Origin of the sequence: Bacillus sp. JH7, assembly GCF_001563515.1 — a bacterium.
Classification (GTDB): Bacteria; Bacillota; Bacilli; order Bacillales; family Bacillaceae_G; genus Bacillus_A; species Bacillus_A cereus.
Map to the genome: position 1 here is coordinate 1,335,878 of NZ_LPUS01000001.1, position 12,690 is coordinate 1,348,567.

Sequence of the window (12,690 nt, forward strand, 5' to 3'; positions counted from 1 at the left end):
ATGTTAGCAATGTAAATTTTTTATGAAGAAAGTCTAAAGAAATGTTGAATGAGCGACATTTCTTTTTTTATTTGTTGTATAATCAAAATGTAAATGAGATTCGTTTTCAATTTCGTTCATTGCCTCTTTTGAAATTACCTGTAATTTTAGCCATAATTAGCTGTTTTTCTTTATCGTTATTTGCATGATTTATTTTATTTAAAAATTTTTTAGCGTCATTTCCTTTTAATGTAATAATTTGTTTTCCGTAATATTCAATTAATAACATGTTTTTTTTTGTTATCCGATAATGAAACATCTTATCATCTAAACGATTGCGTTTATCGGTGTTTTTCATAGTACATCTCCATTCTTTTTAGTATGTAACAAATGTTACAAAAGAATTTGAAATTATAGTGTAATGCATCCGATTGTATGTTGGAAATTTTGCAAGAAAGAAATACAATAGAGAGTAGTCAAAATTGAAAATGAGAAAAAGGAATCTAGTTTTAACAGAGTGAATATTAAATAATATTATAATATACTTGATAATTAAAAGATATAAAATAGAATGGATATACGTTAAGTGAAACTAGATAAAAGAGGGTTCCTAGTATGTTAAAGAAATGGTTAATCATTTTCTTTATTTTTGCTGTTTTTTGTGGAAGTGTTGTTACACTAATACATGCAAATAAAGGAAAAAAATATGATACAAAGGCATTTTCTAATGTAAATAGTAAGCAAAAAGATGTTAAGCAGGAAATTGATGCGAATGAGAAAAAGCGTTATGAAATTGCAGCTGGAAAACTAGATCAGTACTTAAAAGATAAAGGATTTAATGGGAGTGTTCTTGTAGCAAGTAAAGATCATGTCATTTTACGAAAAGGCTACGGTTATGCGAATGTGAAAGATCAAGTATTAACAACGCCAAGAACGAAATATCGCATTGGTTCTATTACGAAAACAGTTGTTGCAATATCTATTATGCAATTAAAAGAAAAAGGGAAGTTGAACATTGAAGACAATGTAAATAAATATATCCCATCGTTTCCAGCAGATAAAAATATTACGTTACGAAACTTGTTAACACATACGTCTGGATTACCAGAACAGGGACAAGGTAGTGTTGACGCAGCATCACGGTTAAAGTTAGTAACGTGGATTGGGGCACAAACGTTACAATTTCCAGCAGGGACAGGATGGAAATATACAGATTATAATTATATGGTGCTTGCATATATTGTAGAAAAAATATCAAATAAACCACTTGCTGAATATGTGAAAGAAAATATTTTGACTCCTGTTGGAATGAATGAATCTGGAATGGGTGCAACACTCCCAGAAGATATTTTCTTAGCAGAAGGGTATACGAAAAAAGATAATAAGTTAATAGCCACACCTCGCTTAAAAATGAACTGGCTGTATGGTTGTGGTGAAATGTATACGACTGTTGAAGATATGAAAAAGTTAGATGAAGCTATTATGGATGGTAAACTACTTTCTAAACAAAGTGTATCAGATATGTTTTCTGCATCACCTGCAAGAAAATATGGATTTAGTTTCTATATTTATCCAGATTATTATCATAACCACGGTGTATTAGCTGGTTGGAACACATTTAATAATTTTAACTGGGATAAACGAACGTTTGTCATATTATTTTCTAACGTCCAAAATGGTATGAATGATGCATTTAATCAAGAATTTAGGAAAATGGCGAATGATTTAATAGAAGGAAAGGGAATATAAAAAAGAGCCTCTAGCGAGAGGCTCTTTTTTATAGAGCTGAAAACTCCTCAACAAGTTGAGTGAATTGTTTCAATGCACTTTCAATCGGTTCTGGCGTTGTTAAATCGACGCCAGCTTTTTTCAATAAGTTTAATGGGTAGTCTGAACTTCCGCCTTTAAGGAATTCAATATAATTTTTCTGAGCATTCGGATCACCGCTTAATAGTTTATCAGCGATTTGAATGGCAGATGCGAATCCAGTTGCATATTTGTATACGTAAAACGGGCGATAGAAATGAGGGATTCTAGCCCATCCGTATTTTACTTCTTCATCAAATACAAGTGAATCACCGTTATATTCTTTAAATAGTTTTTCATAAATTTCACTGAAGACTTGTGCATTTAATGGTTTACCTTGTTCCGCCATTTCATGTGTGATTTTTTCAAATTCTGCAAACATAATTTGTGTAAAGAAAGTACCTTTAAATTTCTCAATAAAATGGTTAACTAAATGGTTACGCACGTTCGTATCTTTTGCTTCTTTTAATAAATAGTGAATTAATAACACTTCATTTACTGTAGAAGCGACTTCTGCGACAAAGATAGAATAATGTGCAGAAATTCTTGGTTGGTATCCATGTGAATAGTGCGTATGCATACCGTGACCACATTCATGAGTAAGAGTGAACAGGCTGTTTAAATCATCGTGATGATTTAAAAGAATGAAAGGATGAACGCCGTATACACCAAAGTTATAAGCACCAGAACGTTTCCCTGGTGTTTCTCTTACGTCTATATATCTTTTATCTTTAAAACTTTTTAATGTCTCAATATATTCTTCTCCTAAAGGAGCTAGTGATGCAATCATAATGTCAAATGCTTCACTATATGGGATGTCTTGTTTTGCACCTTCTACTAAATCGACGCCTAAGTCGTATTGTCTTAGTTCATCTACGTTTAATTTTTCTTTTCGAATTTCATTGTATGTATGTAATGTTTGAATGTTTTTTTTCGTTGTATCAATTAGGTTTTCATATACTTCTTTCGGAACCATATCGCCAAATAATGATTTCTCTAGCGCTGATGGATAGTTTCTTAATTTCGAAACAGTAACATTATTTTTAATAGCAGCGGATAAAGTAGATGCGATGGAATTCTTTAACTGAACATATGGTTTGTAATATGCTTTATAAGCTTCTTTACGCTTTTCACGATTCGTATCTTCTATTAACTTTGCATACATTCCGCGTGTTAAGTTCACTTTTTCTCCATCGTCAGTCGTCACTTCACCAAATAATATATCTGCATTGTTTAACATACCAAATGTGTGCTGTGGAGAAGAAAGAGCTTCACCCATCTGTGATAAAATTGCTTCTTGGTCCGTATTTAATACGTGTTTTTTATAACGATATAATTCAAATAAGTCTTCTTTATAATATTGTAAGCCTTCTGTTTCTTCTATGTAAGAATGTAATGTGCTTTCGTCTATGCTAAGTAAGAAGGGGGAAAAGAAAGATTTCGCTGCACTTACTTTCACGTGTAATTGTGATACTTTATCGACAAGAGATTGCGCGTCAGTATCGCGTGTATCAAGGTCAGATTGTAATCGTGCATAAGCGAACATTAAAGATATTATGCTAGAAATTTCTTCACTCTTCGTTAAATAAGCTAATAAACTATTGCCATCGTGAATATTGCCATTAAACTCGTGTAATTCCTTCGTTAATACTTCAATTTTATGAAAATCACTTTCCCAATCTTCAATTGTATGGTAAATGTCTGTTAAATCCCATTTTTCTATATCAGCTACTTGTAATCGATCTTTAAGTTCTGTCATAATCATTTCCTTTCTAAACATGTAGTTATATTTCTATATAACTATGAAATACAACAAATTGCAAAAAATCCCTGCTGAAAATTGAAAAGCCTTGCTAAAATAACAAGGCTTACATACTTATAGTGTAATTCCAAATTTTGAATGTAAAAGGTTTGTAAATTGCATGTCTGTAACGGTTTCTTTCGTTTTTTTACCATTTTTCGCTACTGTAAGGCTATCTTTCGTTAAAGAGGCATGCCCATCTTCAGTTAGTTTTACAATAAGAGGTAGTTTATTAAAGGGTGACCCTTCATGTTCAACGATAATTTTTTGTGCTGTATTTGCTTTTTCTTCATCCACTTCTTCTATATAAAATGCATAGCCTAACGTCCAATCATCAGCAGAAGATTGATCCAAGAACTCATTGTTTTTCCGCATCTCTAAAATGTAGTTTCCCTTTTCGGTCATTTCTTTACGAATACGATAATCTCCTGTAACAGAGTGAATGACTTCACCTGAGAAAGGGACAGGGGCAAGAGGTAAGTATGATCCGAATCCTACTTCAATTAAATAAAGTTCATTATGATGTGTTAAAACGGTTGCAATATGGCCAGAATCAACAGCCCATATGGAGTTTGTAGCGTTATAAACTGTTCCTGAAACGAGATGAACATCGAATCCAGAATCTTTCAGGAAGTAATACATAGTAGGATTGAGTTCATAACAAAGACCGCCACGGTTATTTACTAAAATTTTCTCTTTCAAATTTTCTTTTGATATTTCTTTAAAATTCTTTTCGAGAATATTTAAGTTTTCAAAAGGAACAGTTTGTGCCATTGCGTACATAATGTTAGATAAATCTTCAAATGAAACTGTGTCTTTTTCTTCTATATGTAATCGTGCGAAAAATTGTTTTTGAAAGTCTGTCATCGAAATCCCTCCGTTATGCTTTTATAGGTAAATTGTAAACAATCTTGAATAGGATGTGAAATTAAAACTACGTTGAATATTTGAAATTAGATTAAAAATAATATGAGAGAGTGAGAGATTGCTACTTTACTAACGGTGGGACGAATATTATAATAATTCTGATAAACTATGCAAACGCTTTCTTGGAAGGGGATGGTGTACAGATGTTTAAAAGAATAACAATAGTCGGATTGTCAGTTGTTATGTTTTTACCTAGTATATATGACGGGAGTAAAGCATATGCAGACACAGTTAACAATGGAACGTTAATGCAGTATTTTGAGTGGTATGCTCCGAATGATGGAAATCATTGGAATCGTTTGCGTACTGATGCTGAAAATTTAGCGCAAAAAGGAATTACATCTGTTTGGATACCACCTGCATATAAAGGAACTACGCAAAATGACGTAGGATATGGAGCATATGATTTATATGATTTGGGGGAATTCAATCAAAAGGGAACAGTGCGGACGAAATATGGGACGAAAGCACAATTGAAGTCTGCAATTGACGCTTTACATAAGAAAAACATCAATGTATACGGTGATGTAGTTATGAATCATAAAGGTGGGGCTGATTATACAGAAACTGTCACAGCAGTTGAGGTAGACCCGAGCAATCGGAATATTGAAGTATCAGGTGATTATGAAATTAGTGCGTGGACGGGATTTAACTTTCCAGGGCGTGGAGATTCTTATTCTAATTTCAAATGGAAATGGTATCATTTTGATGGAACGGATTGGGATGAAGGAAGGAAATTAAACCGAATTTATAAATTTAGGGGCATAGGTAAAGCATGGGACTGGGAAGTGTCTAGCGAGAATGGGAATTATGATTATTTGATGTATGCAGATCTTGATTTTGATCATCCAGATGTTGCGAATGAAATGAAAAAATGGGGAACGTGGTATGCGAATGAATTAAATTTAGATGGTTTTCGTTTAGATGCTGTTAAACATATTGATCATGAATACTTGCGCGATTGGGTAAATCACGTTAGACAGCAAACAGGGAAAGAAATGTTTACAGTAGCTGAATATTGGCAAAATGATATCCAGACTTTAAATAATTATTTAGCGAAGGTTAATTATAATCAATCTGTGTTCGATGCACCACTTCATTATAATTTTCATTATGCTTCAACAGGAAATGGAAATTATGATATGAGAAATATTTTAAAAGGAACGGTAGTTGCGAATCATCCTACACTTGCGGTTACTCTAGTTGAAAATCATGATTCACAGCCTGGTCAGTCATTGGAATCTGTAGTGAGCCCTTGGTTCAAGCCGCTGGCATATGCATTTATTTTAACGCGTGCAGAGGGGTATCCTTCTGTTTTCTATGGTGATTACTATGGTACAAAAGGAAATAGTAACTATGAAATTCCAGCGTTAAAGGATAAAATTGATCCGATTTTGACGGCACGAAAAAACTTTGCATATGGTACGCAACGTGATTATTTTGATCATCCAGATGTGATTGGCTGGACAAGAGAAGGTGATAGTGTACATGCTAATTCTGGTTTAGCAACATTAATCTCTGATGGACCAGGAGGGGCAAAGTGGATGGATGTTGGAAAGAATAACGCAGGGGAAGTATGGTACGATATTACGGGTAATCAAACAAATACTGTAACAATTAATAAGGATGGTTGGGGACAATTCCAAGTAAGTGGAGGATCAGTTTCCATATATGTTCAGCAGTAATTTGGTGATGAAATAGGAGAGGGAAATATAAGTTTTCCTCTTCTTTTTATATTGTTATCCTTCCTAAATCTTTATGTTTATAAATGAACTAGTCGGCTTTTGAAACACCAAGAGATGCATTGGAATAAATAATGTCATCTTATTCGTACTCGAGGAACATCTCCTTACTGTGATTGCTATAGAACTAAATATTAGTATGTTTTTAATGTGATTTTAATAGATATTATATTTGCTTTACGATAAAATTATTATAATGCAAAATTACACTATTATCATAAAATGATATTTAATGGGTATTTTTATACTTGTGGTTATTAGTGTTTTCTAAAGCAAGATGATGAGTTTTTATTATTCAAGTTAGCGAAGATAGTTTGATGTAGCGCTTTTTAGAAGAAGTTCTTTATATAAATCGTAATTTAAAATCCATAGGCACATTTCTGTATAGGTGGTAGTAGCAAAAGGAGAGGCAATATGAAAAGAACAATAATGAAATATAGTATAATGTTTAGTTTATTACTATTAACATCATGTGATATATCGAATGAAGAAATTGAACAAAAAGCACAAAGTTATACAAAATCGGAGTATGGTATGGTTGTTAAATTAAACGGAGTTGAAACTCTGGATAACGGAAAGGACTTCCTTGGTCCAAAGGGGCGGATAGTTACTGTGCAGCAAGTCGATGAACCACACTTGCAATTTCAACTGTACTTCGAGGGGCAAATCTCTCCAGAAGTAAATAATGATAACTATGAAAAGAAAAAGGAAGCAAATAATTTACAAGGAAGATTTAATACATATTATGGAGAGAAAAACACTATATTTACTTTTGATCAAATGCAGACTGGGGATAATGTTTCCGATAAGAATACTGAGGAACAAATAGCGAAGAAAAATTTGCAACAGTATTATACGGCAGTTTTTAAAAGTAATACTGTTTTAGATGTAAACAATTCTGTACATATGGAAACATTAGCGGGGGTTGCAAGAAGTATTCAGGAATTTAATAAAACGATTGAAAATAGTAAAAGTAATGTAGAAGATATAACGATTCAGTTGCCAAATATTAATAAGGATGTACTACAAAATATTCCTGTAGATTATATAGTAACGGCTGAAGATGCGAAAAAGACCCTTGAGAAAAAGGTTGATTATATGAACATTTTACAGTCTGCAAGGAAATAGTTTGACACCTTTACTTCTTACAAAACATATAGTATGATGATTTCAGTAAATTAGATTTCAATGACTATAATATAAATTAATGAGAGGTGCTTTTTGTGAGTGCGGTAGGTACTAAATAGGAAAAATTTAATGAAATAAATCGGATAAGACCAGGGGATTTTTATGTACATCATACCCCTAATTTTGTCATGCATTTATTTCAAAACCTATGAAGATACCTACAATACTTTATAAAGCGTGTAATAAGGGACTGCCATCTATTTTTTTATGGCTTATTTCCTCATATGTTATTACAAATGCCTTGTAAATGTAAAAGCTGCGGTATTCCCGCAGCTTTTTTGTATATGTTTTTATTGTATAATTATGGGATTTTATATATGACTCATTGGAATCTAATGAGTAGGTATCTTCATTTATGATAAAAATCAATCATAGTGAGGAGAAACAAAATGAATACGATGACTTTTGAAAAGCTACAATATAACGAATTAAAGGATATAGTGAAATCTTATTGTGTAAGTGGATTAGGTAAGGAATTATTAAACAAATTAGAGCCGAGTACGAGTATAAAAGTAGTGAGAAATCGGTTGAATGAAACGACAGAAGCACGAGCTATATTAGATGCAGAAGGGCATGTTCCTTTCTTCGGCATTTCTAATATTGCTAGTACAATTCAAAAATTAGAAAAAGGGATGATTTTAGATCCAGAAGAATTAGTCAGTGTTTCAGACTTTTTACGCGGATGTAGAAAGATTAAAAAGTTTATGTTAGATAAAGAATTTTTTGCACCAGTATTAGCTTCTTATGCAAATTCAATGACTGAATATAAAAGTATTGAAGAGGAAATTAACTTTTCAATTAAAGGAAATAGTATTGATGCAGCTGCAAGTAAAGAGTTAAAACGAATTCGAAATAATATCGATTCTGTAGATGGGAAAATAAAAGAACGTTTAACGAAGTTTTTAAATAGTAGTGCAAATAAGAAATTCATTCAGGAATTCTTTATTAGTAAAAAGGATGACCGTTATACGATTCCAATTAAATCTTCCTATAAAAACCAAGTTGCTGGAAGTATTATTGAAGCCTCGGCAAAAGGTTCTACTGTATTTATAGAACCGCATACGGTGACGAAATTGAATGCGGAACTAGCGGGTTTGAAAGCAGAAGAAGCGGTTGAAGAATATCAAATTTTAGCGACTTTATCAGGAATGGTGTTAGAAAACATTTATAGTATAAAGATTAACATGGAGCTAATTAGTCAGTATGATATGGTATTTGCAAAAGCGAAGTTTAGTAAATCGATCAATGGAATAGAACCGAAGTTAAATGATCATGGCTACGTTCATTTAGTGAATTGTAAGCATCCGCTTTTAACAGGGCAAGTTGTACCCTTAAATTTTGAAATTGGTCAAGAGTATCGTAGTTTAATTATTACAGGGCCGAATGCGGGCGGAAAGACAATTGTATTAAAAACGATTGGATTGTTAACATTAGCTACAATGTCAGGTCTTCATATTGCAGGAGATAAAGGTACAGAAATCGCTATTTTTGAAAATGTATTTGTAGATATTGGTGATAATCAAAGTATCGAAAATGCACTAAGTACATTTTCATCTCATATGAAAAATCTTTCTGAGATTATGAGGATGTCAAATAATAATACGTTACTTTTATTTGATGAAATAGGAAGCGGTACAGAACCGAATGAAGGTGCAGCACTTGCAATATCTATTTTAGAAGAGTTGTACCTTGCGGGATGTATTACCGTTGCGAGTACGCATTACGGAGAAATTAAACGATTCTCAGAAATGCACGATGACTTTATGAATGCAGCGATGCAGTTTAATAGTGAAACGCTAGAGCCGCTTTATAAATTAGTTATCGGAAAATCAGGAGAAAGTAATGCACTTTGGATTGCGAATAAAATGAGCGTAAAAGAACATGTGCTGAAAAGAGCGAAAGAGTACATGGGAAATAAAGAGTACGCTTTAGAAAAAGTGAATGAAAGTAAAATTAGAAAACCGAAATTTGTACAAGAAAAAAGAGAATTTCATTATGAGTACAAAATCGGCGATCGTGTGAATTTATTAGATTATGATGATTTTGGTATCATCTATAAGGAAAAAGATAATTTTTATAACGTTGTTGTATATTATAACGGTGAATTCGTTGAAGTAAATGTAAAACGTATTACTTTAGAGGTAGCAGCGAAAGAATTATACCCAGAAGGATACGATTTAAATACACTATTTGTTGATTATAAAGAAAGAAAAATGCAACACGATATTGAGCGCGGATCGAAAAAAGCACTGCGTAAAATTCAAAAAGAAATAAGAAAGAATAGAGGATAAGTTAAAATGGTAACGATTAGACAAGAACAAAAAAATGATTATAGAAAAACAGAAGAAGTCGTAAAAGAAGTATTTTCACTTGAAGAATTTAGTGATAAAACAGAACATGAACTTGTAAAACGTATTAGAGAATGTGACGCGTTTGTTCCGGAGTTATCAATCGTTGCAGTAGATGAGGAAATAGTCGGTCACATTATGTTATCTAAAATTGCGATAGAACAAGATGGAACTTCTGTAGAATCGCTAGCACTTGCACCAGTGTCAGTTGCTAGGGGCCATCAGAAGAAAGGAATTGGCGGAAAACTGATCACGGCTGCTTTAGAAAAAGCGAAAGAACTTGGATACGGATCAGTTGTAGTATTAGGACATCCAGAGTACTACCCGAAATTTGGTTTTAAGAAAGCAAGTGAGTGGAATGTAAAAGCACCGTTTGAAGTGCCTGAAGAGGTATTTATGATAATGGAATTAACAGAAAATGCTCTTCGAGGTGTAGAAGGAATTGTACAATATTCGAGTGCTTTTGCTGAGTAGGAGTACCGGTTAAGAAATGTAATCATAAAAGATGCTATCTTTTTGTATGGATATACAGAAAGATAGCTTTTTTTATTAAGCGGATCTACTGACGTATATTTTGCTCAATGAATAATTGAGGTGTTAAAATTGATATAGAAACGTAAAGGGAGAGAATGAAATGAATAAGCGAGAAACAGATAGCAATGAGAATGTAGTGACGTTATATGTTACAAGACACGGTAAAACAATATTAAATACGAATCATCGCGCGCAAGGTTGGGCAGATTCTCCTTTAGTAGAAAAAGGTGTTGAAGTTGCCACAAATTTAGGAACAGGATTAAAAGATATTCATTTTATGAATGCATATAGTAGTGATAGCGGCCGCGCAATTGAAACTGCTAATTTAGTATTAAAATATAGTGAGCAATCAAAATTAAAACTTGAGCAAAGAAAAGATTTGCGAGAATTAAATTTCGGTATTTTTGAAGGTGAAAAACTTGAGAATATGTGGGATGTGGTTGGAAAAGCTGCAGGCGTTGCATCACCAGAAGAACTCTTGAAGCTTTCTATTCAAGAAGTGATTAATCTTATTAGAGTAGCAGATCCGACAAAACAGGCGGAAGATTGGGAATTGTTTTCTACTCGTATAAAAACAGAGATAGATAAAATTAGTGAAGAATCTGCTGCAAATGGTGGCGGTAACGTTTTAGTTGTCGTTCATGGGCTTTTGATTACTACCTTAATAGAAATGTTAGACAGTAGCAAAACAAAACTTGGAGTGGAAAATGCTAGCGTGACGAAGATTGTATATCAAGATGGAACATACACAGTTGAGTCTGTTGGAGATATGAGTTACGTTGCAAAAGGGAAAGAAAGTGTGGAAATATAAAAATAAGAAAAGGAAGGTAGAGAACTCTAGCTTCCTTTTTATTTTTTAATATATCATTTATTAATTCGAATCGGAATATTCCGTTAAAAATGAACTATGAAAATTATTGTAATGGTATAATTAGAGAGTAGGAACAACAAATTAGTTTGCAGTGTATTGGAGGGACATTAGCCTTACATTTCATCTCGGAATCTAAAGTAAGTATACGAGAAATAAAGTGAAACTTTAATCAGTGGGGTTTTCTTCATCCCCCACTGATTATCATCCCTCACCAATCGGACTTTAATGGGCAGCCCGCCCCCCACCTAACTTCTTTGCTTTCGCTGCATTTTGAGGTGGGGGTCTTACTGCCCATTAAAGCGGGATAAAACAAAGTAAGGAATGTGTGAATATGGGTGGTACATGGTATGTGATTTATGTTCAATTCTAAGAAGAAAAGAATATTAACAATTATATGGAGAAGTGATTATGTTGATTAAATTCGTTCATTTGTTATTTGGGAAACCGTGTGAAAAAGGTGATTCGTTCCAAACTAAGTTTCCACGTTTTATTTATTGGAGTGCAGTTGTATTTTATTTTTTTGGAATGCTATTATTTGGGATTCTTTCTTTTATTGATACTGTATTTATTGGATCGTTGATATCAGGAGGTTTGTTCTTTCCTTTAATATTTAGATTCATTTATTATATAAACTTAAAAATGAGGGGCCTAGAAAGAGAAGCGTAGAGAAAAAATATAAATAACAGGGTTATTGAAAAGAAGCGAGATTGATGTTAAGAGATAATAAAGTTGTTTAATTTACAATAAAGTCCTTTGAAAATAATAAAGTTGTTTAATTCTTATTGAATTAACGGTGCAGGATAGTTGAATAAGGATGATGATATACTTAAGGGGGAATTTACTTTATTTTATAATTTATGAGGTGGAAAATGGACTCTTTAGAATTAAACAAATCTAAATATATTGTCTCTAATATCAAAGAAATTTTGCATAAAAAGCTTATTCTTGATAAACCATTAACTAAAGATGAGGTAAAAAAATTAAAACTAGTTAATCCCCCTGTATACGAAAAAGAGAAGTATTTCATTCAAAAACGGTGGTTTTATAGTATTAATATCGGAGAATGGGAAGATGTGGAGATTATTATTCAGGGGAATAATGAAAATCCTGATATGGAGATTATCGAAATGGCAGAAAAAACATTCGATGAACTCCATCTACATATAAGCTGTGCATTAAAATATTTACAGAAATTCTTCCCTAATCAAGAAATGAAGAACTACTATCTATCCACAATATTTTTTGGAAAGATGGTTAATTTTGACGATTATATATTTTCTGGGTTTAGTTTAGCTTTTATTTATGATGGTCACTTTGAGTTTCAGTATAAAGTAAAATTTAAAAACGATGGATGGCCTATTGGTTTTGAAGGTGGGCCACTTTAATAATAATAGATAATTTTTTCTTATTGAACTAACGGGTGCTTTAGTTGAACAAGATTTAAACAACTTTATTATTAATTTTTGTCTACAAGCACATTTAAATGGTTAGAAA

At 32.6% G+C, this 12,690-nt stretch carries 11 protein-coding genes; 8 read left to right on the top strand and 3 right to left on the bottom strand.

Features of this window, described 5'->3' with window-relative positions:
• Nucleotides 1–106 precede the first annotated feature (106 nt).
• On the bottom strand, nt 107–337 hold the full coding sequence (locus AU379_RS06895; RefSeq protein ID WP_061139046.1) for a hypothetical protein: 231 nt from the start codon (nt 335–337) through the stop codon (nt 107–109).
• A gap of 257 nt (nt 338–594) precedes the next feature.
• Here AU379_RS06895 and AU379_RS06900 point away from each other — a divergent pair, with 257 nt between their 5' ends.
• Nucleotides 595–1,728 (top strand): serine hydrolase domain-containing protein, encoded by a 1,134-nt coding sequence (locus tag AU379_RS06900; RefSeq protein WP_000915174.1) that lies wholly within the window; start codon nt 595–597, stop codon nt 1,726–1,728.
• Nucleotides 1,729–1,756: 28 nt separating this feature from the next.
• Here the strand turns inward: AU379_RS06900 and pepF are convergent, their stop codons facing one another.
• Both pepF and AU379_RS06910 read right to left on the bottom strand, forming a co-directional pair.
• Complete coding sequence (pepF, locus tag AU379_RS06905) at nt 1,757–3,544, bottom strand: oligoendopeptidase F (RefSeq protein WP_061139047.1); 1,788 nt, start codon at nt 3,542–3,544, stop codon at nt 1,757–1,759.
• A gap of 117 nt (nt 3,545–3,661) precedes the next feature.
• Entirely contained in the window at nt 3,662–4,453 is a 792-nt protein-coding gene (locus AU379_RS06910; RefSeq protein WP_061139048.1) for an arylamine N-acetyltransferase, read from the bottom strand.
• Between the two features lie 203 nt (nt 4,454–4,656).
• On the opposite strand from AU379_RS06910, the gene amyS reads away from it, so the two are divergent.
• The 7 genes from amyS (at nt 4,657) to AU379_RS06945 (ending at nt 12,581) form a co-directional block, all read left to right on the top strand.
• On the top strand, nt 4,657–6,198 hold the full coding sequence (gene amyS, locus AU379_RS06915) for an alpha-amylase (RefSeq protein WP_044584728.1): 1,542 nt from the start codon (nt 4,657–4,659) through the stop codon (nt 6,196–6,198).
• 471 nt (nt 6,199–6,669) lie between these two features.
• Nucleotides 6,670–7,383, top strand: coding sequence for a hypothetical protein (locus tag AU379_RS06920; protein ID WP_000831441.1), 714 nt, complete (start codon nt 6,670–6,672; stop codon nt 7,381–7,383).
• Nucleotides 7,384–7,832: 449 nt separating this feature from the next.
• Nucleotides 7,833–9,734 (top strand): mannonate oxidoreductase, encoded by a 1,902-nt coding sequence (locus AU379_RS06925; protein WP_001095189.1) that lies wholly within the window; start codon nt 7,833–7,835, stop codon nt 9,732–9,734.
• Nucleotides 9,735–9,740: 6 nt separating this feature from the next.
• Nucleotides 9,741–10,265 (top strand): N-acetyltransferase, encoded by a 525-nt coding sequence (locus AU379_RS06930; RefSeq protein ID WP_000256478.1) that lies wholly within the window; start codon nt 9,741–9,743, stop codon nt 10,263–10,265.
• 160 nt (nt 10,266–10,425) lie between these two features.
• Nucleotides 10,426–11,136 carry a histidine phosphatase family protein gene (locus AU379_RS06935; protein WP_001042050.1) on the top strand — a complete coding sequence of 237 codons (711 nt, stop codon included), beginning with the start codon at nt 10,426–10,428 and terminating at the stop codon, nt 11,134–11,136.
• A gap of 468 nt (nt 11,137–11,604) precedes the next feature.
• On the top strand, nt 11,605–11,862 hold the full coding sequence (locus AU379_RS30870) for a hypothetical protein (protein ID WP_000905655.1): 258 nt from the start codon (nt 11,605–11,607) through the stop codon (nt 11,860–11,862).
• Between the two features lie 203 nt (nt 11,863–12,065).
• The gene (locus AU379_RS06945) at nt 12,066–12,581 is read left to right on the top strand and encodes a hypothetical protein (RefSeq protein ID WP_061139507.1); all 516 of its coding nucleotides are present in this window, start codon (nt 12,066–12,068) and stop codon (nt 12,579–12,581) included.
• Nucleotides 12,582–12,690: the final 109 nt, after the last annotated feature.

What these genes read in the sequence shown, in the direction of transcription:
- AU379_RS06895 (WP_061139046.1), bottom strand. Translation starts at nt 337, where the DNA reads ATGAAAAACACCGATAAACGCAATCGTTTAGATGATAAGATGTTTCAT.
- AU379_RS06900 (WP_000915174.1), top strand. Translation starts at nt 595, where the DNA reads ATGTTAAAGAAATGGTTAATCATTTTCTTTATTTTTGCTGTTTTTTGT.
- pepF (WP_061139047.1), bottom strand. Translation starts at nt 3,544, where the DNA reads ATGACAGAACTTAAAGATCGATTACAAGTAGCTGATATAGAAAAATGG.
- AU379_RS06910 (WP_061139048.1), bottom strand. Translation starts at nt 4,453, where the DNA reads ATGACAGACTTTCAAAAACAATTTTTCGCACGATTACATATAGAAGAA.
- amyS (WP_044584728.1), top strand. Translation starts at nt 4,657, where the DNA reads ATGTTTAAAAGAATAACAATAGTCGGATTGTCAGTTGTTATGTTTTTA.
- AU379_RS06920 (WP_000831441.1), top strand. Translation starts at nt 6,670, where the DNA reads ATGAAAAGAACAATAATGAAATATAGTATAATGTTTAGTTTATTACTA.
- AU379_RS06925 (WP_001095189.1), top strand. Translation starts at nt 7,833, where the DNA reads ATGAATACGATGACTTTTGAAAAGCTACAATATAACGAATTAAAGGAT.
- AU379_RS06930 (WP_000256478.1), top strand. Translation starts at nt 9,741, where the DNA reads ATGGTAACGATTAGACAAGAACAAAAAAATGATTATAGAAAAACAGAA.
- AU379_RS06935 (WP_001042050.1), top strand. Translation starts at nt 10,426, where the DNA reads ATGAATAAGCGAGAAACAGATAGCAATGAGAATGTAGTGACGTTATAT.
- AU379_RS30870 (WP_000905655.1), top strand. Translation starts at nt 11,605, where the DNA reads ATGTTGATTAAATTCGTTCATTTGTTATTTGGGAAACCGTGTGAAAAA.
- AU379_RS06945 (WP_061139507.1), top strand. Translation starts at nt 12,066, where the DNA reads ATGGACTCTTTAGAATTAAACAAATCTAAATATATTGTCTCTAATATC.